Origin of the sequence: Corynebacterium sp. 239_CJEI (genome assembly GCF_001055995.1) — a bacterium.
GTDB lineage: Bacteria > Actinomycetota > Actinomycetes > Mycobacteriales > Mycobacteriaceae > Corynebacterium > Corynebacterium jeikeium_D.
The window spans coordinates 93,603-115,986 of record NZ_JVOW01000028.1 but is presented as its reverse complement, the minus strand read 5'-3'; the positions used below and the strand labels follow the sequence as shown (position 1 = coordinate 115,986).

The window sequence follows — 22,384 nt, the reverse complement described above, 5'->3', positions numbered from 1 at the left end:
GGGGGGTGTCCCTATGTTTTTGTCAAGTGCCAGACCGATGTTGACGAGCACAGTCTTGGGAGTAGTTTCTTAGGCGTGCCTAGGAGCCGGCCAGCGTGTGCTGGTCGGCTTCGTCTTTGGGGCTTTATGCGGCGACGGGGCGTGGCGGGATTTCGCGGAAGAACTCCTTGTTTTTCAGCATCGCGTAGATGACATTGCATCGGCGTCGTGCCAGGCAGATGACTGCTGCGTTGTGGCGTTTTCCTTCAGCGCGTTTGCGTTCGTAATACCGCCGTGACGGTTCGTGGCTGCGGATAACTGCGAATGCGGAGTAGAACAAGGCGTTTTTCAGTCGTTTATTGCCTGACCGTGCCGGGAATTCACCTCTGATCGACGAACCGGATCGTCTAGTCACGGGTGCTATTCCAGCATAAGCAGCTAAGTGGCCAGCACTAGCGAAGTCGGAGCCATCACCGATCGCAAGAAGGATCTGCGCTGCGGTCTTGATGCCGACTCCGGGCATACTCATCAAGACCTCACAAAGAGGGAAATCAGCGAGCATCTCTTCAACCTGCTCAGCAATGGTGTTTCGTTGCTCTTTGAGGGCCTGGATGTTTGCAGCCAGTTGAGGAATTACTAACTCGGCGGCATCGCTTCCAGGCACGGTGACTGTTTGAGCTTTCAGCGCTGTAAAAATGTCGTCTACCAGCGGGGTGGGGTCTTTACGTGTGCGCTTGATCATCCAGTTCAACACTCGTTGGTATCCGGCTCTTTTTAGCCCCTGCGGTCCCTTGTAATGGATCAATAATTCCAGGATCGGCGTGCGAGTCAGGGTGCTACCAGCAAAAACTCGTTCCAGGCTGGGGTAGATCTGGGTGAGGACACTGCGAAGCCGATTGACAGTGCGAGTGCAATCGCGGGCGATGTCATCATCGAAGCCGGACAGCATCTTTAGGGCGGAGAGTACCTCATCATTGCGGTCGACGGCACGTAGCGTGTGGGGCATTGTGCGGGCGGTGTCGGCGATGATGAATGCGTCGCGTTTGTCTGTTTTTGCACGTCCCGGATAGAGATCTGCAGCTTTGCGCATCGCAAGACCTGGCAGGTATCCGACTTCGCAACCGCAGTCCCGGGCTACAGCAATCGGTAGTGCGCCGATGGTGTTGGGTTGGTCGACGATCACGAGCACGGTGCCAAGCTTCTGAAGCTGGTGAAAAACGCCTGCTAGTTCGGATTCGAGTTGAGGCAACGGTTTGTCGAAGACCTTGTTGCCATCACGGTCTAAGGCGCAGGCGTGGTGTTCAGATTTGCCGACGTCTAACCCAAGGAATATGTCGATGGAATGCTCCGGAGACATGATGAGCTCCTAGAAAACGAGATGGGTATGGCGTTGTTCCAGTCGCTGGTGTCATGACCTTCGTTGCAAGCACCCACGTTACAAAGAGACCTAGTTTAAAACTGGCCGTGTCCCTATCAGCTGTCATCGAAAGTCCTGGCACCCGGCGGCAACACCCCCCGGATTATGGAAACTACAGGGCAGGTAAGCCATACCGGACCAGCGACTATCCCCATTATCGGGGACACTCACAAGGTAACGGGCACCTTCCAGTTCCACTCACCAGGAGGCCAAACCGAGATTATCTACGCAGAGGAGGAATGTGCGCCGCTGCCGGGCTTCTCCTGCCCGTCGTTGATGGAGGAAAGTGAGGAGATCAGCCTGTCTGATTTTGAAGGCGAGGTCGTCGTCTTCAACGCTTGGGGCTAGTGGTGTGCACCGTGCCGGACGGAAGTCGATGACCTGCAGCTTGTCCAGGAGACTCTCGACCCCCTCGGTGGCACGGTGCTGGGCATCAACGTCCGTGACTACAACCAGACCATCGCCCAGGACTTCAAACTCGACAACGCGGTGACCTATCCCTCGATCTACGACCCGCCGTTTCGTATCGCTGCGGCCCTGGGAGGTGCCGACCTCGGTCATCCCGACCACCATTGTCCTGGACCGAAGCCACCGCCCGGCCGCGGTGTTCCTGAGGGAGGTCACCGCCGATGACATCCTTGATGTCGCTCTGCCGCTGGCCGAGGAGGCACCAGCATCATGACCGTTGATGTGATTGCGCAGTTGGCGATTGGCCAGCAGTTCGCCGACGCCGCGGCCACCGGGCCACTGATGATCGGCATCCTGGCTGCAGCAGCTGCAGGTCTGATCTCGTTCGCCTCCCCGTGCGTCGTACCCCTGGTACCCGGATATATGTCGTATCTGGCCAGTGTGGTCGGCGGGGAGGTCGACTACGACGCCGAGGGGGGCGCGGTGGTCACCAAACGCCAGTGGGCGGTAGCGGGTGCGGCCGGGTTGTTCATTCTCGGCTTCACCGTCGTCTTTGTGCTGGCCACCGTCACCGGGGGTGTCTCCCGAGTAAAGGACACGGCGTTGGTGTCAATCTATTGCGCAGTAAACGTGCCAATCGAATGGCTGGCTACTTCACTGTTTAATTAACGTGTCAATGAAATGGCTGCCTAGTACATAGTGCAATCTACGTGTCAATAAAGTGGCTGGGACAGAAGAGAGCACGCAAGAAGGGCCAATTGAAGCAGCAATGCACTGCACGCTGGCGATATCGCGCATGGAATTACCGCGTTCGATAGCACGATAGATACCAAGTACAGCCTCCGCCTCAGCAGGGATGATCTCGCCTGTTGAGCTGTAGCCAATAGGACGTACACCGTCGGAACACCAGCGCCCTTGCTCAGCACGCTGCTGTTGGGCGCGTGACTGCCTAGCGCCTTTACGCTCGGGTACACTGGCGGAAGCTTGCTAGCGGTAGTCAACGATTTCACCCTCCCCTGGGCCCCGTGATGGTGTAGTCACGTTGAATATGCGCTGTTGCCTGACCCCACTCGCTCGCTTTAACCCGCGCTTGGTGCGAATCGAACGATGCTTGATCAGTGAATTGTTCTGATACATTCCATACGAGCGGGTCGTCGGATTGAGTGACCTCGAAGCGCAGACACCCGGGTTCATCACGAGAGAGCTCAACGTGTTTTGGAAGGAACCGTTCAACGATTGAAACATCACTGTGGTCTTTGCAGATCAAGATGCCGTTCAGCTCGATCATGCTCATAGAACACCTTCGCTATAAGTCAGACGCGGCGCTTAAACGTTGAACTTGAACTCGACGGTATGTCGTTGCAAAGTTACTCCCTCTCGTTAACACCATCAAAAGGAGTGTTATCCAATGAAAGCGTTCGGCTTCTTAAGCTTCGGGCATTACGCCTTCGGTGGCCAGCGCGGGCCATCTGCGGAAAAGATCGCCAAGACTCATCTGGAGATCACCCAGGCTGCGGACGAAATCGGCGTGAACAACGCGTCCTTCCGAGTCCACCACTTCGTGCCGCAGGCCTCCGCCCCGATGCCGCTGCTGGGTGCTGTCGCGGCCACCACCAAACACATCGAGATGGGCACCGGTGTCATCGACATGCGCTAGCGCATATCGGGGTTGTAGCGTTTGAGTCATTGAGTCCCGCCGTCTACAAGTACCTACACACTTGATCGGTGCTGCACGTTTCAGGGTCCGGGTGTGCGGCGTCCTGTCTGAGGTCCGCGATAGTGTCGCGCAGCACGGAGAGCTGCGCGATCTGCTGCTCGATCTCAGCGAGGCGCACGTCAAGCAGGTCGCGCACGTGCTCGCAGGGCGCCTGGCCGCCGTCGCGGATGTCGAGGATCTGGCGGATCTGGGCGAGGGTCAGCCCGGCGGCCTGGCCCCGGTGGATGAACCCGACCCGACCCACGGCATCCTCGGCGTAGTCCCGATAGCCGGAGGCCAATCGCTCGGCCGGAGGGAGCAGCCCCGACTCCTCGTAGAACCGCAGGGTCTTGGTCGTGGTTCCGGTTGCTTCCGCAAGCTGTCCGATCCTCATGTTCGCCAATTCCCCTTCCAATGGCCACCACACTTGACCTTCCATTGTACTGGAAGGTTCACAATGGTTCCATAGGAACTTTTGAACCACAGGGAAGAGACATCTGGAATGACAAACGAAAAGTTCGATCTGGCGATTATTGGTTCCGGCGGCGGAGCGTTTGCGGCCGCGATCCGGGCCACCGGACTGGGCAAGCGCGTCGTGATGGTGGAGCGCGGCACCGTGGGCGGGACATGCGTGAACACGGGCTGCGTCCCGTCGAAGGCGCTCCTGGCTGCCGCGGAGGCCCGCCACGTGGCGTTGGATTCGGCCCGCTTCCCTGGGGTGGCGGCCTCGGCGGGCCCGGTGGACATGCCGGCCCTGATTCAGGGCAAGGCCGCGCTGGTTGAAAGCATGCGCACGGAGAAGTACGTCGATCTGGCCGCGGACTACGGGTGGAAGATGATCTCGGGGGACGCGTCGTTCACCGGAACCCAGGACGCACCGCTGCTCCGGGTGATCTCCCCGGATGGTGCAGTGAGAACGATCGAGGCCGGGCACTACCTCGTGGCCACTGGCTCCGCACCCTACGTACCGCCCGTTCCCGGACTGGCCGAGGCCGGGTACCTGACCTCGACGACGGCGATGGAACTGGACGAGGTGCCCGAATCAATGCTGATCCTGGGCGGAGGCTATGTTGCCCTGGAGATGGCACAGCTTTTCTCCCGGCTGGGCTCCCGGGTGACCATGCTGGTCCGTTCCCGGTTGGCCTCGCAGGAGGAACCGGAGGCATCCAAGGCGTTGGCGGGGGTGTTCGCCGACGAGGGGATCCGGGTGGTCCGGCGGGCCATGGCCGACTCCGTGGCCTCCGGCCCGGACGGGGTCTCGGTGACGGCAAACGTGGCCGGGGGCGAGGAGGTGTTCCGCGCTTCCCGCATCCTCGTGGCACTGGGCCGCCGCCCGGTGACCGAGGGACTGGATCTTGACGCCGTCGGGGTGAAGACCGGCGCATCCGGCGAGATCGTGGTCGATTCCCGCCTGGCCACGTCCAACCCGCGGGTTTGGGCCGCCGGGGACGCGACCGGTCATCGGGAGTTCGTTTACGTCGCAGCGGCCCACGGCGCCCTGGCCGTGGACAATGCGTTCACCGATGCCCTGGCCGAGGTCGACTACCGGCACCTGCCCCGGGTCACCTTCACCAGTCCCGCCATCGGGGCGGTCGGGATGACGGAAAAGGAAGCTGTCGCCGCCGGGATCAGCTGCGAGTGCCGGGTCCTCCCCCTGGAGTACGTGCCGCGAGCCGTGGTCAACCGCGACACCCGCGGCTTCATCAAGGTTGTCGCGGACCGCGACACCGGACGGATCCTGGGCCTCTCCGCGGTGGCCAAGGACGCCGGGGAAATCGCCGCCGCCGGCGTCTACATCCTCGAAGCGGGCATGACCACCGCGCAGGTCGCCGCCGCCTGGAGCCCCTACCTGACGATGGCCGAGGGCATCAGGAGCGCCGCCAAGGCCTTCACCACCGACGTCTCCAAGCTCTCCTGCTGCGCCTGAGCTGCAGCCCCCACTACCGAAGCAAAGGAATGCCATGACCGCCACCGACCAGGCCCTCACCTATCTGTTGTCCCCCGAGCACCACCGCACCGACCACGGCACCGCCTGAGTCCCCATCCCCATTCCTGGAAGGAACCACCAGACACCATGACATACCCGAGATCCCGCCGTTCTCTGTCCATTCCCCGGCCCAGGCACCTCGCCTCCGCCCTGTTTCTGGCAGCGGTCATGGCACTGACAACCGCCTGCGCCAGCTCACCGAGCGGCCCGTCGGCCGCGCCAGGCGGTTCGTCGCCCGACGCGGCCGGTGCCGTTGCTGTTACGGTCTCCGACATTGACGGCACTACCCGGACCATCCCGGACGGTAAGCCCGCAGCACTGTTCTTCTTCTCTGTCGGATGCGGTGAGTGTGTGGAAGGGGCCGATTCCCTGAACAAGGCCTCCACGGCCCTGGGAAGCTCGGCCGACTACCTCCTGGTGGACGTGGACCCCCGAGAACCGAAGGAGACCATCAACGGATTCCGCGATTACATCAAGGCCCCTGAGCTCCCTGCCGTCATCGACACCGGGGCCACACTGACCACCCGGTACAACGTCACCTCCATAAGCACCCTGGTGGTGGTCGACGCGAAGGGCGACGTTACCTTCCGGGCCACCGACCCGTCTGCGGAAAAGATCCAAGAAGAACTCACCAAGGCCAGTGCCCAATGACAGCCCTGCTTGCCCTGGCCTTCGCCGCTGGAATGATTGCCCCGGTCAATCCCTGCGGTTTCGCCCTCCTGCCCGCCTGGATAGCCCAGACCATCGGGGACGCCCGGACGCGCCCGCTCGCGCTGCGTCTGGCCCACGGGCTCCGGGCCGGGCTCGCGCTCAGCCTCGGCTTCGCCGGGACCCTGGCAGCCTTCGGGCTGATCGTCAGCGCGGGCGCCAGGACCCTGATCAGCGCAGCGCCCTGGCTGGGAATGGCCACCGGGGTGATCCTTCTCCTGCTGGGCCTGGCCATGCTCACCGGACTCACACCACGGCTCCGTCTGCCGGCCTGGGCCACGAAACCCCGCACACAAGAAGCCGCAGGGGCAGGTCGCAAAACCGGGCGCATGGTGGCCTTCGGGATCGGATACGCCGCAGCATCCCTCGGCTGCACCCTCGGGGTGCTCCTGGCCGTGATCGCCCAAGCCCAGGCCGTCGCCAGCTACGCCGGGCTGCTCGCGGTCTTCGCCGCCTACGCCGCAGGCTCGGCCACTGTCCTGATGCTCGTTTCGGCAGGCACGGCCATCGCCGGGGCCGCCCTCGGGCGAAGAATCACCGGCCTGGCCAAGCACAGCAACCGCATCGCCGCCTTCATCCTCACCATAACCGGCGCCTACCTCAGCTGGTATTGGTATCCCGCCGCCACCGGCGGAACCGCACAGGCCAACAGCCTCGCCGTATGGTCAGCCGCCGCCAGCGCCTGGATCAGCGACAACAGCACCCTGATCGCAGCCCTCGCCGCAGCCGTGGTGCTCGCATCGGCATTGGCCGCCCTCAACCGGCGCAGGAGACTGCGCATTAGACAGGGAACGCCGCCCACAGGCGAGGGCCCCGGGCAAAGCGGGGAACCCGACTGCTGCACACCAACTCCGGACAACAACTCGACCGAGGACCGGCCAGGCACGATCCCGTAGCTGGCCGAGGACTCCCAAAAAGCAAGGGGGAGAGGGAACCTTGCCCATCTTCTGGCAAACGAGGCGCCAGCCTATCAGGACAGGTTGGTACAGCGGCATCAGGCCGGAAGTCAATTCGTGCAGAGGACTTCGGGCAATCCGTCAGGAGCCCTCTGTACCGCCCCCGCAATGACGGGAACGTCAGTGTGGTGGACTTCGGAAAGCCACAGTGACACCCACTAGTTGTACTCGACCGTGACGTTGGTGGCACTTTCGGTCTTGTGAAATAGCTAGGCCTCCTGGCTTAGTGGAGCTGTCTAGTTCTTCACTGCCAGGAGGCCTCTATGCCCAACGGTAACGCCCGCTTGACCACGCATGCGAGAGCGTTGCTGGTGGCCAGGCAAGCTCATCCATATCGATGTGAAGAAACTCAGCCGCATCCCCGACAGCGGCGGTTGGCGAGTCCACGACCGATCCGCGACCGGAAGACCCGATCGGGTTCGACCACGTCCATGCCGCTGTCGATGACCACACCCGACTCGCTTATATGGCCCACTAGCGGTCGCGGAGCGTCCTGAAAACCTAAAGTTTTATGAGACACCCGGCAGGAACTGGAATGTGAGACCGTTTCATGGGGCAATTGGCCTCCTCCCCGTCTCACTAAAGCGTCTCGCCCTAAGTTGTCGCAGGGTGGTGCTCGGTAGGGGTTTGTGAGGCATAATCGAGACATGCGGCTTTTGGGGTACACCTCAAAAGAACAGTTTTAGAATTACTGTCAGAGTCAGAAGGCGTTGGCACAGATGGCCCCGGTGACCAGGGTTGTGACGACGGCTTCGGAACACCATCCGGTCAGTACTCGTGCCTAAGGGTGTGGATCCACAGCTGTTGCGCGAGGTTGACCGCGTGATCATCCTGGGAGGTGATGCCCAGCTGGAACTTCCCGACGACGCCCACGGAACGTGCGAACGGTGGGTGACTGACGAGCCGTCCAGGAGGGGGATAGAGGCGATCGAGCGCATGCGTCTGGTCCGTGACGACATCGACACGCGTGTACGCCGGCTCGTTGCCGAGTTGCTCGAGAACTGACCACCCCACCTCACACCATCAACGACCCCGCGCGAACTCGCGCGGGGTCGTTGATGCCTGAACTGATCATCAGCGTCGTCGGCCTGAAACCGGACATGCTGGTAGATACCAGGAGCGTGGCAGGTTAGGACTGAGCCTGCGGATGCTCCTCCTCCTGGTTACTGGTGGTGTCGGTGTCGTCGTCGGCGACGATCTCGACACTGCAGCAATCGGAGTTCGTATTCTTCTTGTGAAACAGGTCTTTGAAGCCCATGAGGGTCTCCTTTCGTTAGAGGTACGTGGTTTAGAGGATGATCGTCATCGCGTAGCCGGCCAGCATGGCCGCCAGCAGAATGGTGATCACGAAGGTGGCCAACAGTTTCGGCTTGAACACTGCCGCCAACATCGAGATTTCCGGTGGCGAGGCCCCGGACCCGCCGATCATCATCGCGAAGATCGGGCCGATGGCCACCCCGGCACCCGATAAAGCCAGGGCGACCGGCAGCATCGTCTCCAGTCGGACATACAGCGGGATACCGATCGCCGCAGCCAGTGGAATCAGCCACCAAACGTTTTCACCGGCCATAAATCTCAGGCCGTCTTCGGGCACGACCCCGTAGATGAATGCACCGATGGCCACGCCGATGATCATCGGAAGGAGCATGGGGCGAAGATCGTCCCATGCCTGACGGATCGCTGCCGGGGTTTCTTGTTTGATTCCACGCCACGGGGTCCCGTCCAGCTGGCGCCCGCCCTTGACCTTGACCTTGCGCAGCTGGTCTTCCATGCCCAGCGCGGTCCAGACCCAGGGTGCTCCCAGCGACAGCAGCACCATGATCACCGCGTAGCTGATCGCGACCTGCCAGGAAAGGGTCAGCCAGATCCCGCCGACGATAACCGGGTTGAGCAGCGGCGAAGCGATCAGGTAGGTCACGGTGGTACGAAAGGCCACCCCGGCTTTGAGCATGCTGACAAACATCGGGATCGTCGAACAGGAACAAAACGGAGTGATCGCCCCCAACGCCAGTCCCTTGACCTGACCGGGAACCGCTCCACCAGCCATCCAGCTCTGCAACCGCTCCGGGCCGAAGCGCCGGTTGATCAACGCGACCGCATAGGAGATCACCAGAAACAGCAGGAGCAGTTCGACCAGGAGGGTAGTGAACGTGCCGAGCGCGTTAATCAGCATCGACGACCTCGCTTTTCAGGGAGGTGTCCGTGCAGCAGGCGCGTTGTCCCTCCGGGGTCAACGTCGCCAGGTGCGCCAGCCAGCGCACCGGATCAGCCAGCTGAGTACAACACACCGAATTCAGCGTGGCACGACCCGTCGGCTCCGAGTCCACCAGTCCGGCCTTGCGTAGGGCAGCCAGATGATGGCTGACCAACGCCTGACTCATCCCGGTGGCCTCATGGAGCTGGCGGTTGGTCATCGACTTCTCCGCCAAGGTGAGCAGGATCGTCAACCGGTTTTCATCCGACAGCGCGGACAGGGTGGGTACGAGTAACTGGGCCCGCTCGGCGGGACTGAGATCCGACGCGGGGATGGATAAGGAAATCTCTGTAAGCACACCCCGATCTTAACAAGCGACTACTTGTATTTCAAGCAATGGTTTGAACGTCGAGAAAGAGGCCCCTTCCGGCCTTTCCCGAGCGCCTCACTTTCAAGGAAGTGGGACACCATCAATGGCAATGGATTGAAAATACATATCCCCAGGAGGAGCATGTCTCACAAGTCACACCCAAGCGCCACAATCTGCACCGTTCGCCATGGATTGCCCCAGCTTTTTGCTGTAGTTTTTACTGCTTCTACAGAAAGCAAGCACGCTTTGAGCTCGTTCGAGTTACTGGAGCTTGAACTCTACGATGTCGACTTTGTCATCGGCAGCTAATCCGGGATAGTGAGTATCTAGCGCTTCCTGAAGCTCGGAAAGGGAGCCAAAACCGTCATTTCTAGCTTGCTTTTCCGACAATTCACTTCGCTGGGCAGAGGCAACGGACGTAACCTGTGCCTGGATAGTGACGACCTCTCCGGATTCTTTCTCGAAGACAATTTGGGCACTTCCTTCATGGAAAGGATCATCTACCCGGATGGTTTGTTGCTTTTCTCCGCTACGAATTGATTCCTCGTAGCCTTCCCACATGTAGATGCGCTGCTCTTGTTCCATATCTCGCCAGTTGAATGCGAATGGCAAGAGTTCTTCTACGGTAGGTGCTTCAAGTCCATTGCTTCCGCGCACGATGCACCGGATGGACGGATCAACATCAAAAAGCACCTGGCGGCATTTACCGCAGGGAGGAATAATTTGACCAGTAGGTCCGTATACGGCGACTACTGCTTGGATTGGGTCCTCTGGATAACTAGCAGCATGGTTGGCTAAAGCCGAGATCTCCCCGCAAGGACCACCGAGGAAATGGTGCGCGTTCAAACCGAGTACGTGTTTTCCTGATTTGGTAAGGAGCGCTGCGGCTACAGTGTGGTCTTCTCCGTCCTGAAAACGCTGTGCATGGGTGGTTGCTTTGGCCAGTAAATTTCGAAGTTCGTTGGTAATCACTCTTTAAGGGTAATAATTGCCAACGCGCTTTATCTATGTGAAGACAGAGATCGTGAACACCGGGGTTTCTGAGATGTACCAATCGCTTACAAAGCAAGACAGGACCATACGAGGACGTTGAGTGGATAGAGCGTCGAGTTTTAAGTTCAATGTTAGCTAAGGGCCTTATTAAAAGCGTTTGGCAACACGCGCTCCTATTTACCTTCGTATCTCGCGAGACGCTGACGTGGATGGCCTCACCATCGACCGGCAGCGTCAGGACTGTGAAGCCATTGCAAAGCAGCGTGGCTTGGACGTTGGACATAGGACATAACTACGTCGATCAGTCCATTTCCGCGTCAAAGAAGAATGTGGCTCGCCCCGACTACGACGCCATGGTGGCATCCTTTGAACGCGGCGAAATCGACGCGATCATCTGCTGGGACCTCGAACTACCCGCCCCACGTCGGTGGGTAGTCCGATCAGTCGGACAAAACTACTCCCGCACCACAGCGTAATAAGGGGTGCACCTTAAAAACATCCGGAGGTGGGGGTAACTCCCCCTCGTTGCCCAGAGACAAAATACGCCAGTGGCGTCTGTACGACGAGCCGAAGGTAGGACAAATTCCAATCCAGAGAGGTCTTGCACTGTTGCGGTGCGGTTGTCTTCTTTCTCACCGTATTGGACCCTGCGAAATTAATTGGATACGATAGGCCCATGTTGATTTCAGGTTCCGTTTTCATGCGGCCGCTCACCAGCCGCTAAGGCGGTTTTCTCCCTCCCGCAGGTTAGAAACCGCTCCGGTCCTTTAGCCGGGCGGCCATTTGCCATGCCCGGCTCCGTTTCAACTCCACGGAGCACACCTGATGTCTACATACGGATACGGCCGTCACGAACATGGCCAAAATTTTCTCACAGACCACAAGATCATCAACTCCATCGTCGATCTTGTAAAACAAACCTCCGGCCCCATCATTGAGATCGGGCCAGGAAGCGGTGCCCTCACTCACCCGATATCCCACTTGGGGAGGGCAATAACGGCAGTTGAGGTAGACGCAAAACTAGCTGCCAAACTCACAAAAAAGACCGCCTCGGCGTCGGTCGAAGTGGTCCATGATGATTTCCTCAACTTCCCGTTACCCGCCACTCCCTGCGTCATTGTGGGAAACATTCCCTTTCACCTCACCACTGCCATTCTTCGAAAGCTGTTGCATGCGCCGGCATGGACTGACGCTGTACTCCTCATGCAGTGGGAAGTCGCTCGCCGCCGGGCCGGGGTAGGTGCAAGCACGATGATGACAGCTCAGTGGTCCCCATGGTTCACGTTTCACCTTGGTTCCCGAGTACCAAGGTTTGCTTTCCGGCCACAGCCAAACGTTGACGGGGGGATCTTAGTGATCCGCCGGGTGGGTGACCCGAAGATCCCGATAGAGCAACGCAAAGCCTTTCAGGCGATGGTGCACACCGTTTTCACCGCCCGGGGACGCGGGATAGGGGAAATTCTCCGAAGGGCAGGGTTGTTTTCATCACGTTCAGAGACACAATCATGGTTGCGCTCGCGAGGAATCGACCCCGCAACCCTACCTCCCAGATTGCACACCAGCGACTGGATCGATCTCTTCCAGGTGACTGGTTCCTCTTCACCGCGCCATCGGCCCATTTCACAATCGGGAAGTAGTCAACGCCCTCCTCAACGGAAAAATCGAGGCCGGCGGCGGTAATCCCCCCCACCACCAAAACCGAAATCCACCAGTAGTAGTGAACGACCCATGTTCGTCTACCGTGAGCCGCGTTATGGCAGTGACGTGTTCTCGTCGGGCACAGTCATAGTTCCCGGCGTTGCCAGCGACAGGGTTCTACACCCAGCAGCGGGACCGATCAAAATCACCCGCACGGGGAACGACCCTGCTGGTGGTTTAGATTTTGATGAAAGCGAGGAGACATAGCCCCTCGCCAACTCCCCGTAGCTGGCGAACAGTAGCTCCTGGCGCTGGCGCTCGTTGGTGAGTTTGCGTGCCACATCGAAAGCCTTATCGACTTCCCGGTCCAAGTTGTTGTGAGCCTTGAGCAGAATTGGGTCCATCGATAACGGGTTGTAGTGCTCCGCGAGTGACCGCTGGGGGTGCCGCTCGCGTGCCCGCAGCACCAACTGTCCAGCGTCGATGATTCGCTGCTGCGCCTTCTCATCTAGTTCACACAGAGCTGGTCCGCAGTTGTAGCTCCCGATGTACTCCGAAAAACGGAAAAAATAAATAGTGGGGATACATCAACCTTCCACTTTCCATTCTTCCGGCTCAGAGTATTGAGGGGTCTGGGACCGGGTCCGTAAACCCTTTATGTTTTTCGCGCACAGCGGTTTTTAGCGACGCACCCTATAGGTTTTCCGCAGAACTTATATGTGTTTCTGTGCACCCCATATGTTGTCTGTTTTAGCGGTATTTCGTTGTTAATTCCGCACGCGCGCATCAAATGGTTATTTATCGACGACACTCCGTGCCGCACCCCTATATTTAAGGATGTGGAATCGCCTACCCCTCCGGGTTAGAGCCCGCTAGATCCACTTCGCAATCGGGTACACCCCAAGCGAACAATTTGTGAATGACAAAACTTCCTGTTCGCTAGGGTTAGTTCCAAGACTAACGGAACAGAACCGTCACTGCCTCTGGAGATCACTGAACAGTTGGGGGCGATCTCAGGACAAAAGGTGGGCTATGCCCGGGTGAGTTCGAAAGATCAGAACCTTGATCGTCAGATTGAACAACTCAAGGCAGAGAAGGTCTTCACCTATTACACGGATAAGGCCAGTGGTGGATCGCGTGAGCGCCCTGGACTTGATGAAGCAATGCGATATGTCCGTGCAGGAGATCAGCTTGTCGTCACGTCGATGGATCGGTGCGCGCGTTCACTGACGGATCTGTACGCCATTGTTGACGAGCTAGTCAGCAAAGGAGTGTCGGTGAAGTTCCTCAAGGAGGGACAGACCTACTCAAAAGACTCCACCCCGATCGCCAAGCTGATGCTAGGGCTGTTGGGTTTTGTTCAGTTGGGTAAGGCCGTGAAAGAGCTGGATCAACACCGTGAAATAGTTGAAAAAAAATAACCCCGCAGGTTTCCCTGCGGGGTGTCGTTGTTAGAACGGTGCTTCGTCGTTGTCGGCGTCAGCGCCAGCCAGGGCGGCGTTCGCTGCCTCGCCTCCGCGACGGGCTGCGCGCGCAGCGGACTCCTTCTTGGAATCGATCAGCTGCACCGTGTCGATGCGTGCGACCAGCGGGTACTGCTTCTGGCCGTCCTTGTCGGTGTAGACGTCGGTTTTCAGCGAGTAGCTCACCGCGACACGATCGCCGGAGCCGATGCAGCCGAATACGCCGGGGTTCTTAGCGTCCTGGACGTAGCCGGTCAGCTCCACGATCTCGCTTTCCACCTTGCCGGTGGCCTTGTTCTTGAAGGTGTTGCGCGCATAGACGCTGAGCTTCACCGTCGCACCACCGTTTGCGTGCTCGAACAGCTTCGGTGCGCGAGCTGCGTTGCCGACGATGGTGCCGTTGTTGAAGGGGTTGGACATGATGGTTCTCCTTACGTGAGTGGGTGTGAATTGCTGTGCAATTTGGGTGTTGAAGCAGCGGCTTTGCTGCTGCGGGGGTTGCGCTGCCGTTACAGCACTGCCCAGGGCAGCGGTGTGCCTGCCGCCTCTAGGTCGCGCAGTTCTTGTGCTGCGCCCGGATCGGCGTCCTCGCCGTCGATGCCGTCGGCGAGCTGGTAGAGCAGTTCCAGGTCGGTGTGGATGAAGTCGCGCATCACGTGCCTCCTTGTTCGGATTGGTGGTCAATCCGTCTGTTGGAGACAGCTCTGCTGTCTAGGGGTCGCTCCCCTACCTCGTTGAGGTGTCTGTCGTCGCAAGCCACGGCCGACGAGAAAAAAGAAACCCCGTTGCATCGCTGCAACGGGGTATGCGGTGTTACTCGGCAAACAAGATCGTGCGGGTCTTCTCGGCGCCCTCACGGACAAGCTCGACCATCCGCTCGCCTTGGCCGATATCGGTTAGCTTCGCGACCAGCGACGGGAAGTTCTCGTCCGGCCCGATCTCGGTGGCTCGCTGCGCAGCCACGCCAGCTAGCCCCGGCTGGCCTGTGGCGTGGGCGAGCACGGCAACAGTGGCGGTGAGCTGCGCCCGCATCCCTGGCCAGCTGGTCGGGACAGCGCGCATAACCTTCTCTATGAACGCAAGGCCCGCCTGCGGGTCATCGAGCAGTGCGGCAAGCAGCGTGTCCCGCAAGCGCGGCGTGGTGAAGCATTTCAGCGCCGATCGAACAGCACGAGCGCTCGGCTGGGTGATCCCTGCCGCCGCCTGCTCGTATTCACGCTGCAGCATGTCTGAGAACATCGGCGGGATATACGCCAGCGCGTCTTCGATGATGTCGGCGTGCTCGGCAGCGTCGATGCCGTGATCGGTGCTGTTCAACCGTGCCTCGATGTCGTCTTTGCTCGGCTCCGGCAGCTCGCCGGTGTGCTCTAGCATTTGCCGCAGCGCCGCTGATGCGGCGACCTCACCGATAACGCCGTGGCGAGGCTCGTCGATGAGCGGATGCTGGTACACAGACCACCAGGCAGCCCCGGTGACGATCTCGGGTACCTGCACCACCCCGAGCAGCGGCGGTAGGTGCACGGCCCCGCTCGTGAGATACGTGGCTGTCTCGTCGAAGACCGGCTGCGCAATGTCATCGCTGATCATGTACGCGATAACAGCGTCGAGTTCCAGGTGGTGGACCCACGCTGCGAACCGCTCGCGGCTCTCGGTGAGCTTCTCCACGGCCTCGTCCAGGTCGAACCGCGCGACCGGGCCGAGGCGGATGGTGTCGACACCCTCGTCGTCGACGAAGAACGCGAGGATCAGCGAGTTGTTCGGGTAGAAGCCGAGGATGCCGGGGAGGTTCGCGAGGATCTCACCGTGGGATGCAAGCGTGTGGGAATGAGTGGACATGGCAGTGCTCCTTTGCACGAATACGGGGTGTATATGGTCAATCCCGAATTCGGCCCGGCTCTGCCGGTCGCAGGCGTATCCCAGCAGTGCAGTGCCTATGTGCCCGGGCGTCGCTAGCGCAGCCTGATGTTGGGCTTTACCGGGTGCGGGCGCTAGCGACGCAGCCTGTGCTTACACGTCGGCTTCGATGCGCTTGAGAGCGCGATAGATCGTCGGCCGTGAGACGTTGAAGGTGCGCGCTACAGCGCTGACGGACTTGCCGCTCTCAATAAGCTCCTTGGCGATCTGCGCCTGCTCGTTGCTGAGCTTCGGCTTGGGGCCGGCGACTCTGCCCTGGGCGCGGGCGTGCGCCACGCCCTCACGGGTGCGTTGGACAAGCAGGTCACGTTCCCACTCGGCCAAACTTGCCATAACGTTGATAACCACCTTGTCGGTGGGCTTCGACGTGTCCAGCGCTGGCTCTAGCACCTTGACGTTGATGTCGCGCTCCGCCAGGTCAGCGATGGTGTTCACGGTGTCTGCGAGGCTGCGGCCGAGCCTGTCGAGGCGTGTCACAACGAGCGTGTCGTCGGGGCGCATGTACGCCAGCGCGTCATCGAGGCCGGGCCGCTGCCAGTTGGTGCCGGAGATGGTGTCTGAGTAGATGTGGTTCGGGTCGCAGCCAGAGCCTGAACGCTCAGATGACTTCGAGCCTGACTTCTAGCCTGGAACCGCTGGTAGAAGTAGCTGTATCTGAGGCAATGTCGAAAGAGCCTAAGAGCCTGCACGAGGCAGCAGAAGCCTCTAAGAAGGCTCGCAGCGCTCTGCTCCAGGAGAAGGAGTCCAACGAAAAGCTGCTGGAGGAGATACGCGCAGAACGCAAGCAGTATAACGACGATATGGAAAAGTCGAACACGAACTTTATTAAGGCCTGCATGTCTGCCTCGTGGATTGCAGCCAGTGTTCTCTTCGTTGCTATTGCACTCGTTGCTGTCGGAGCCTTGGGGAAGGGGCTGCTAAGTATGCTCGGCATACCCGACGGCGTGTCTGCCTTGTGGGGTCACGTCCAGGAGGCCAACGGCATCGGCCCAACACTGGGCTGGTTGGCGTTAACACTTATCGTCATAGGGGTTCTTATAGCGCTTATGACCTGGATGTTGTCCCAGGCTGCGCCGGGTATTGCTCACTTAGTCGAGGAATACCGTCGCAATCACCCGAGGAAAGAAACGAACCACTAACTAGAACACGTGCACCGTAAAAAGTAAAAATCCCCACAACACAGCGTAGCGGTTAACCGCTACGCTTCTTTTATGCTCTTCCTATGCCCCAACTTTGCAACAGCACCAATAAACTGGCGCCCCGGTTATAAGTTGGGGCGCCAAGTCGATGTGCTCGAGTCGGGGGATGTTAGTGGCCGGTGCCAAGCCGGCCAGACAGGCGGTTCAGCCGGTCCTGACTGGGACCGTCGAGCCCGATAATGGACACGGTTTTGCCTCTGTCCTGGAACTTCTGCGTAATCGCGTCAAAGGTCGCGACCGTGGAGGCATCCCAGATCTCCGCCTCAGTGAGATCAATAGTGATATGACGGGCAGAATCGGTGTAATCAAAGCGATAAACCAGGTCATTGCTTGATGCCCAAAACAACTGGCCATGCACCCGGTAGGTACGAGTATCAATCTCGCCATCGCCGTCGCCGTCGATCTCGGAGACCTTTTCAATGGAAGCGATATGTGCCATCCGACGGGCGAACATGATCATCGCGGTGACCACACCCAACACCACACCAATGGCCAGGTTGCTGGTGGCTAGGGTGGCAATAATCGTCACGGCCATAACAATGGTCTCAGAGACCGGCATGAGTTTAAGGGTGCGTGGATGCACCGAGTGCCAGTCGATGGTGCCGACCGAGACCATGATCATGATTGCCACCAGCGCAGCCATCGGGATCATGCCAACGATGTCGCCCAGTGCCAGGACCAGGACCAGCAGGAACACACCGGCTAACAGGGTGGATAGGCGGGTACGTGCCCCGGATTCGCGGACGTTGATCATGGTTTGACCGATCATCGCGCAGCCACCCATGCCGCCGAAGAAACCGGAGGCAATATTAGCCACCCCCTGTCCCCAGGATTCACGAGTTTTATCGGAATGAGTGTCGGTGATGTCATCGACGAGCTTGGCGGTCATCAACGATTCCATGAGACCGACCACGGCCATGGCCAGGGCATAAGGCGCGATGATCTGCAGGGTCTCCAACGTCCACGGCACGTTCGGAATAAACAGGGACGGTAAGGTCTCCGGCATCTTGCCCATGTCCGAGACCGTCGGGACAGTCAAACCGGCGGCAATGACCAAACCGGTGAGCACGATAATCGTGACCAGCGGGGCGGGGATCACACTGGTGAGCTTGGGGAAGAAAATCATGATCACCACACCCAAGCCGACGAGTGGGTAGACTATCCAAGGCACATCAATGAGGTGTTCGAGTTGGGCGGTGAAAATCATAATGCCCAGTGCATTGACGAAACCCAGCATCACCGATCGGGGGATAAAACGCTGAAGTTTCGCCACACCGAGGGCGCCGAGCACGATTTGTAGGACACCGCCCAACAGGACGGTGGCGATGAAATAATCCATCCCGTAACCACGCGCCACAGGAGCAATGACTAGGGCAATAGCCCCGGTGGCGCCGGTGATCATTGCCGGGCGGCCACCGGTAAAGGCGATCGCAATGGCCATGACTACCGAGGAAAACAGACCCATGGCTGGGTCAACACCGGCAAGGATGGAAAAGGCAATGGCCTCAGGGATCAGCGCCAGGGATACCGCCAGTCCGGCCAGAATCTCTATACGGATACGGGCGGGGGAAGAAAATGCGTAACGGAAGGATGCGATGATCCCGGTAGGGGCATCAGCGCCGTCTGGACTCAGGAGGGGGCGGGGGGCCGCCGTGCTAGTTTCAGTCATAGATGTCCAATCTTTGAGGGGATAGGTAACTGGGCGAACGCCCGAAAGGAATCCAACCCTCTAGTAACTTTAGGTTTGGTGATGGTGGTCATGGTAGCGGGAGTTTTACTCAACCGCCAACCCAGGCACAGGAACCCGTGGGCAACATCACCGTGAAGGAGAACAGGCAATGCAAAACAGTAATTTCAAGATCGGCGAGGTCGTTGACCAGACGGGGTTGTCGATTCCCACCTTGCGTTATTATGACAACGTCGGCCTGATTACCCCATCGGGGCGTAGCCCTGGTGGGTTCAGGCTTTATAGTGAGGCTGATGTACGTCGTGTTTTGCTGGTGCGACGGATGAAACCGCTGGGGTTTACTCTGGATCAGATGCGGGAATTCCTGGAAGCTGCGGAGATTCTTCATAGTTCAGATGGCGGGCAGGACAGTGATACCGCACAGCAGGCACGGAGTAATGCCAAGGCCACCCTTGCCGACATTCGTGAGGAGACGCGCACCCGCTACGAAAAGCTACGCAAGCAAATTGCCTACGCTGAGGAATTCCTCGATCTGGTCAACACCCTGGCACCCTAAACTGCCCCCATCCTTCGCAGGGAGAAAAAGACCATCGTATTGAATGCGCTCTGTCGAATCGCGTTCCAAATGAAGTGGACGAACGCCCGCGGCCTCTCCGGAGTGGATGGCGATAGTACAGAGGACTTCTGAAATCCGTGCAGACGACTCCTCAAAAAGACACAGTCATCCAAGGTCACAAAATCGAAAAATTGTCACTTAACCCCATCACTTCCAAACCGGCTTAAGTGACAAAATGCCATCGCTAAAGTCCCGATTTGAGTCCCAGGACGTGCGCCTTAAGAGAAATAACTAAAGCCCCTACCAGTGTTTCTCCTGGCAGGGGCTTGGAAGTTGGTAGCGGGGGCAGGATTCGAACCTACGACCTCTGGGGTAACAAGAGCCGTGTCATACTTCCTGCGAACGCCACGGTTGAGCAGTGTCACCCCCGATACACGAAGGCAGATCCCCCGAACTGCCGGCTCCCGTGGCGTTCCTTCGTAGAAGCGTTGCGCACTACAGCGCATGCGCGCGATTGTTGACGTGTCACACACTGCAACCTAGTTCCACACGATCTGCACTGATTCAGGGTTGAAGGTCTTGCTTCCGCGCACGCCACGGCGCAGGCGCACCTGGCACAGGGTGTTGATGACACGGCGCTGCACGGCAAGCTCTGCGTTGTCGAAGGCGTCCACGGGCGAGGCGTAGCCGGTTGTGTCGAGCAGCGCCGATGCGCCAGCAAGGCGGGCACGGCGCGTTTCGAGTTTCTCGATCTGCGGCTCATAGCGGTTACGCGCGCGCTTAAGATCACGGGCCTCGATAAGCTCCTCGTCGTAGTCAGCCTGGACGCGGGCGAGCTTTGCGCGAAGCTCAGCGAGTTCCTCGTCGATGGCGCCCACCTCGTCGTCGTCCGCAGTCGGCAGCAGGTCCGCCAGGTCGTCACGGCCAAGGCGGGCGCGGATCACGGCGAGCACAAAATCATCGACGCTGTGCGTGCGCACTAAGCCACAGGCCGCACAGCGGTAGCGGTCGGCATGCGTGCGCACGGGGTTGCCACACTCGTCGCAGACATACAGGCCCGAGCCAAGATGGCGGCGAGTGTTCCGTCGCTCCTTGTTCGTTAGCCGGTCGGGATCATCGAGCACGTTTTGCACACGCCACCACAGATCGGGTGTGACGATCGGCTCCCACTGCCCTTTCACCGGCTCGCCGGTATCGGGGTCGCGGACGATATGCGTGACACGGCGGTATTTGTCCTTCACGCCTTTGCGCTTGGCCTTCTTGTACGTGGAGTAGCCGGCATACACGGGGTTGCGCAGGATCGAGTGCAACGACGTATAGGCCCACGGCTGCGCGTCAGGCACCGGCTTTTCTTCCTGGCCAGCAGCGCGGCGGCGTGCGTTGCGCTCTGTAACCACGGTGTGCATATGGCGCGGCGTGGTAGGGATATCTGGCAAGCCCGGCTGATCGACCCCAGATAAGGCGCGTGCGATGTCGCGCATGGAGTTGCCCCGCTCGACAGCGCGGAACATACCGAGCACGGCGGCGGCTTCGGATGGGATGATCTCGCCGGTGGAGGTGTAGCCGATAGGGCGCACACCGCCGGAGTACCAGCGGCCCTGCTCGGCGCGTTGCTGTTGCGCACGGGATTGGCGCATGCTTTTGCGTTCGATCTCGCCGCGCGCCACGGCTGCTTTGATACGCGCGTACATTCTGCCGCCGTCGGTGGCAAGGTCAGCATCACCGTTCGCAGTGACGAGTTTCAGCCCCTGCTCTTCCGCCCTGTCGATCCACTCTTCGAGCTGCCAGGGCTGCCGCGTGAGGCGGTCGAGGTCCCAGCAAATGATCGCGTCGATCTCGCCGCGCTCAAAAGACGCCACCATCGCGTCGTAGTCAGGGCGGTCCACATCCTTTTTCGACGCGGAGATCGACTGATCGACGTAGGTATGCACGACGTCCCAGCCGCGTTGTTCGGCAAGGGCTTCGCAGTCCTGACGCTGCCGGTCGATGGCAAGGCCGTCCATGGCAGCATCGAGCGAGATACGGAGGTAAATAGCAGCACGTGTTGTCATGCCGCTAACACTAGCGCGCCTCAGGTTACATTGAAACGAAACTCCACCACATCACCGTCGTGCATGATGTAGTCCTTGCCCTCCTGGCGAACCTTGCCCTTGGCCTTCGCCTCGGCAATCGAACCGGCCTCGACCAAGTCGTTGAAGGACACAATTTCAGCCTTAATGAAACCGCGCTCAAAATCAGTGTGAATCACGCCGGCAGCCTGCGGAGCCGTAGCACCCTTCGGAATGGTCCAGGCGCGAGACTCCTTCGGGCCAGCGGTCAGGTAGGTCTGTAGCCCCAGGGTGCGGAAACCAGCGCGAGCAAGCGAATGCAGGCCCGGCTCAGTCTGACCAATTTCGGCCAGCAGCTCATTGCGGGATTCCTCATCCAGCTCCAGCAGGTCTGACTCGGCCTTCGCATCGAGGAATACACAGTCCGCCGGTTCCACAGCAGCGGCCAAATCCGCGCGGCGGTCCTCGTCGGCAAGCACTTCCTCGTCAGCATTGAAGACGTAGAGGAACGGCTTTGCGGTGAGCAAGTGCAGCTCGCGCAGAGCAGAGAGCTTCACATCATCAGAAGCAGCGAAGAGAGTGCGCCCCTCTTCCAGCACGGCAAGAGCCTGCTTGACGGCTTCAACCTCGCCGACCTTGTCCTTATCCTTCTTGGCTTCCTTTTCCAGACGCGGCAGCGCCTTCTCAATAGTCTGGATATCAGCCAGAATCAGCTCGGTTTCAATCACACCGATGTCAGAGGCCGGGTCGACCTTGCCGTCGACATGCACAACGTCATCATCATTGAAGACACGGACGACCTGACAGATAGCGTCAGCCTCGCGGATGTTGGCGAGGAACTTGTTACCAAGACCTTCGCCCTCCGATGCACCCTTGACGATGCCGGCGATGTCCACAAACGACACCGTAGCCGGAAGAATACGCTCGGAGCCGTAAATTTCGGCGAGCTTATTCAAACGGGGATCGGGAAGCTCCACAACGCCGACGTTCGGCTCGATGGTGGCGAACGGATAATTCGCAGCCAGCACATCGTTGCGTGTCAAGGCGTTAAACAGGGTTGACTTTCCGACATTGGGCAGACCGACGATTCCAAGTGTAAGACTCACATTGCTCATCTTACGGGCTCGGGGAGAAAGATTTGAACTCGCCCTAACTTCGTGAAGTTGCCCCC

Annotated in this window: 23 protein-coding genes and 5 pseudogenes; 13 read left to right on the top strand and 15 right to left on the bottom strand. The window is 59.5% G+C overall.

From position 1 onward, the window contains the following. Positions 1-124 precede the first annotated feature (124 nt). Positions 125-1,336 carry an IS110 family transposase gene (locus ADB08_RS08040; protein ID WP_011273191.1) on the bottom strand — a complete coding sequence of 404 codons (1,212 nt, stop codon included), beginning with the start codon at positions 1,334-1,336 and terminating at the stop codon, positions 125-127. A gap of 165 nt (positions 1,337-1,501) precedes the next feature. Here ADB08_RS08040 and ADB08_RS11390 point away from each other — a divergent pair. Together ADB08_RS11390 and ADB08_RS08030 are read left to right on the top strand one after the other, a co-directional pair. Next, positions 1,502-2,078 (top strand): annotated as a pseudogene (locus tag ADB08_RS11390) (TlpA family protein disulfide reductase). Continuing rightward, positions 2,075-2,377: pseudogene (locus ADB08_RS08030) on the top strand (cytochrome c biogenesis protein CcdA); the annotation flags it as partial. The pseudogenes ADB08_RS11390 and ADB08_RS08030, both read left to right, overlap by 4 nt. A 433-nt stretch (positions 2,378-2,810) precedes the next feature. Here the strand turns inward: ADB08_RS08030 and ADB08_RS08025 are convergent. Further along, positions 2,811-3,098 carry a putative quinol monooxygenase gene (locus ADB08_RS08025; protein ID WP_048734831.1) on the bottom strand — a complete coding sequence of 96 codons (288 nt, stop codon included), beginning with the start codon at positions 3,096-3,098 and terminating at the stop codon, positions 2,811-2,813. A 114-nt stretch (positions 3,099-3,212) separates the two neighbouring features. On the opposite strand from ADB08_RS08025, the pseudogene ADB08_RS08020 reads away from it, so the two are divergent. Further along, positions 3,213-3,458: pseudogene (locus ADB08_RS08020) on the top strand (LLM class flavin-dependent oxidoreductase); the annotation flags it as partial. Positions 3,459-3,504: 46 nt separating this feature from the next. Here ADB08_RS08020 and ADB08_RS08015 read toward each other — a convergent pair. Further along, positions 3,505-3,894 (bottom strand): heavy metal-responsive transcriptional regulator, encoded by a 390-nt coding sequence (locus ADB08_RS08015; RefSeq protein ID WP_004601215.1) that lies wholly within the window; start codon positions 3,892-3,894, stop codon positions 3,505-3,507. 108 nt (positions 3,895-4,002) lie between these two features. On the opposite strand from ADB08_RS08015, the gene merA reads away from it, so the two are divergent. From merA to ADB08_RS07995, 5 genes and pseudogenes are all read left to right on the top strand, one after another. Continuing rightward, positions 4,003-5,427, top strand: coding sequence for a mercury(II) reductase (gene merA / locus ADB08_RS08010; protein WP_049172305.1), 1,425 nt, complete (start codon positions 4,003-4,005; stop codon positions 5,425-5,427). Positions 5,428-5,574: 147 nt separating this feature from the next. Continuing rightward, positions 5,575-6,138, top strand: coding sequence for a TlpA family protein disulfide reductase (locus ADB08_RS11805; RefSeq protein WP_049172303.1), 564 nt, complete (start codon positions 5,575-5,577; stop codon positions 6,136-6,138). Next, complete coding sequence (locus ADB08_RS08000; RefSeq protein ID WP_049172301.1) at positions 6,135-7,091, top strand: cytochrome c biogenesis CcdA family protein; 957 nt, start codon at positions 6,135-6,137, stop codon at positions 7,089-7,091. Before ADB08_RS11805 ends, ADB08_RS08000 begins: the two co-directional genes overlap by 4 nt. Positions 7,092-7,466: 375 nt before the next feature. Next, a pseudogene (locus ADB08_RS11800) lies at positions 7,467-7,617 on the top strand (IS481 family transposase); the annotation flags it as partial. A 314-nt stretch (positions 7,618-7,931) separates the two neighbouring features. Then, positions 7,932-8,156, top strand: a pseudogene (locus tag ADB08_RS07995) (low molecular weight phosphatase family protein); the annotation flags it as partial. Positions 8,157-8,280: 124 nt separating this feature from the next. Here ADB08_RS07995 and ADB08_RS11840 read toward each other — a convergent pair. From ADB08_RS11840 to ADB08_RS07980, 4 genes are all read right to left on the bottom strand, one after another. Then, positions 8,281-8,409 (bottom strand): hypothetical protein, encoded by a 129-nt coding sequence (locus ADB08_RS11840; protein ID WP_005285980.1) that lies wholly within the window; start codon positions 8,407-8,409, stop codon positions 8,281-8,283. A 30-nt stretch (positions 8,410-8,439) separates the two neighbouring features. Continuing rightward, a complete protein-coding gene (locus tag ADB08_RS07990; protein WP_049172299.1) occupies positions 8,440-9,324 on the bottom strand; it encodes a permease in 885 nt (294 codons plus the stop codon). Next, entirely contained in the window at positions 9,314-9,703 is a 390-nt protein-coding gene (locus ADB08_RS07985; protein WP_049172296.1) for an ArsR/SmtB family transcription factor, read from the bottom strand. Before ADB08_RS07985 ends, ADB08_RS07990 begins: the two co-directional genes overlap by 11 nt. Before the next feature lie 273 nt (positions 9,704-9,976). After that, the gene (locus ADB08_RS07980) at positions 9,977-10,687 is read right to left on the bottom strand and encodes an ASCH domain-containing protein (protein WP_049172294.1); all 711 of its coding nucleotides are present in this window, start codon (positions 10,685-10,687) and stop codon (positions 9,977-9,979) included. A 263-nt stretch (positions 10,688-10,950) separates the two neighbouring features. On the opposite strand from ADB08_RS07980, the gene ADB08_RS07975 reads away from it, so the two are divergent. Both ADB08_RS07975 and erm read left to right on the top strand, forming a co-directional pair. Next, on the top strand, positions 10,951-11,184 hold the full coding sequence (locus ADB08_RS07975; protein ID WP_224784272.1) for a recombinase family protein: 234 nt from the start codon (positions 10,951-10,953) through the stop codon (positions 11,182-11,184). Between the two features lie 349 nt (positions 11,185-11,533). Continuing rightward, the gene (erm, locus tag ADB08_RS07970) at positions 11,534-12,388 is read left to right on the top strand and encodes a 23S ribosomal RNA methyltransferase Erm (RefSeq protein WP_049172293.1); all 855 of its coding nucleotides are present in this window, start codon (positions 11,534-11,536) and stop codon (positions 12,386-12,388) included. 71 nt (positions 12,389-12,459) lie between these two features. Here erm and ADB08_RS11795 read toward each other — a convergent pair whose 3' ends face one another. Further along, positions 12,460-12,813 carry a type IIL restriction-modification enzyme MmeI gene (locus ADB08_RS11795; protein ID WP_016423158.1) on the bottom strand — a complete coding sequence of 118 codons (354 nt, stop codon included), beginning with the start codon at positions 12,811-12,813 and terminating at the stop codon, positions 12,460-12,462. 558 nt (positions 12,814-13,371) lie between these two features. On the opposite strand from ADB08_RS11795, the gene ADB08_RS07960 reads away from it, so the two are divergent. After that, positions 13,372-13,767 carry a recombinase family protein gene (locus tag ADB08_RS07960; RefSeq protein WP_255351587.1) on the top strand — a complete coding sequence of 132 codons (396 nt, stop codon included), beginning with the start codon at positions 13,372-13,374 and terminating at the stop codon, positions 13,765-13,767. Positions 13,768-13,797: 30 nt separating this feature from the next. Here the strand turns inward: ADB08_RS07960 and ADB08_RS07955 are convergent, their stop codons facing one another. The 4 genes from ADB08_RS07955 to ADB08_RS07945 form a co-directional block, all read right to left on the bottom strand. Then, positions 13,798-14,229: a single-stranded DNA-binding protein gene (locus tag ADB08_RS07955; protein WP_042406442.1), complete on the bottom strand. Its 432-nt coding sequence runs from the start codon at positions 14,227-14,229 to the stop codon at positions 13,798-13,800. Positions 14,230-14,318: 89 nt separating this feature from the next. Continuing rightward, the gene (locus ADB08_RS11675; RefSeq protein ID WP_005291046.1) at positions 14,319-14,462 is read right to left on the bottom strand and encodes a hypothetical protein; all 144 of its coding nucleotides are present in this window, start codon (positions 14,460-14,462) and stop codon (positions 14,319-14,321) included. Positions 14,463-14,622: 160 nt separating this feature from the next. Next, complete coding sequence (locus tag ADB08_RS07950; protein WP_239660043.1) at positions 14,623-15,663, bottom strand: DUF4192 domain-containing protein; 1,041 nt, start codon at positions 15,661-15,663, stop codon at positions 14,623-14,625. Positions 15,664-15,816: 153 nt separating this feature from the next. After that, positions 15,817-16,290, bottom strand: a complete 474-nt coding sequence (locus ADB08_RS07945) for a recombinase family protein (protein WP_080971500.1) — start codon at positions 16,288-16,290, stop codon at positions 15,817-15,819. A 35-nt stretch (positions 16,291-16,325) separates the two neighbouring features. On the opposite strand from ADB08_RS07945, the gene ADB08_RS07940 reads away from it, so the two are divergent. Continuing rightward, a complete protein-coding gene (locus tag ADB08_RS07940) occupies positions 16,326-16,862 on the top strand; it encodes a hypothetical protein (RefSeq protein ID WP_224786635.1) in 537 nt (178 codons plus the stop codon). Positions 16,863-17,031: 169 nt separating this feature from the next. Here the strand turns inward: ADB08_RS07940 and ADB08_RS07935 are convergent, their stop codons facing one another. Beyond that, positions 17,032-18,591, bottom strand: coding sequence for a SulP family inorganic anion transporter (locus tag ADB08_RS07935; protein ID WP_034664651.1), 1,560 nt, complete (start codon positions 18,589-18,591; stop codon positions 17,032-17,034). A gap of 169 nt (positions 18,592-18,760) precedes the next feature. Here ADB08_RS07935 and ADB08_RS07930 point away from each other — a divergent pair, with 169 nt between their 5' ends. Then, a complete protein-coding gene (locus tag ADB08_RS07930) occupies positions 18,761-19,165 on the top strand; it encodes a MerR family transcriptional regulator (RefSeq protein ID WP_005293770.1) in 405 nt (134 codons plus the stop codon). Positions 19,166-19,704: 539 nt separating this feature from the next. On the opposite strand, the gene ADB08_RS07925 is transcribed toward ADB08_RS07930, so the two are convergent. Both ADB08_RS07925 and ychF read right to left on the bottom strand, forming a co-directional pair. Beyond that, positions 19,705-21,216: a recombinase family protein gene (locus ADB08_RS07925; protein ID WP_049172284.1), complete on the bottom strand. Its 1,512-nt coding sequence runs from the start codon at positions 21,214-21,216 to the stop codon at positions 19,705-19,707. A gap of 20 nt (positions 21,217-21,236) precedes the next feature. Continuing rightward, the gene (gene ychF / locus ADB08_RS07920; RefSeq protein WP_049172282.1) at positions 21,237-22,319 is read right to left on the bottom strand and encodes a redox-regulated ATPase YchF; all 1,083 of its coding nucleotides are present in this window, start codon (positions 22,317-22,319) and stop codon (positions 21,237-21,239) included. Positions 22,320-22,384 lie beyond the last annotated feature (65 nt).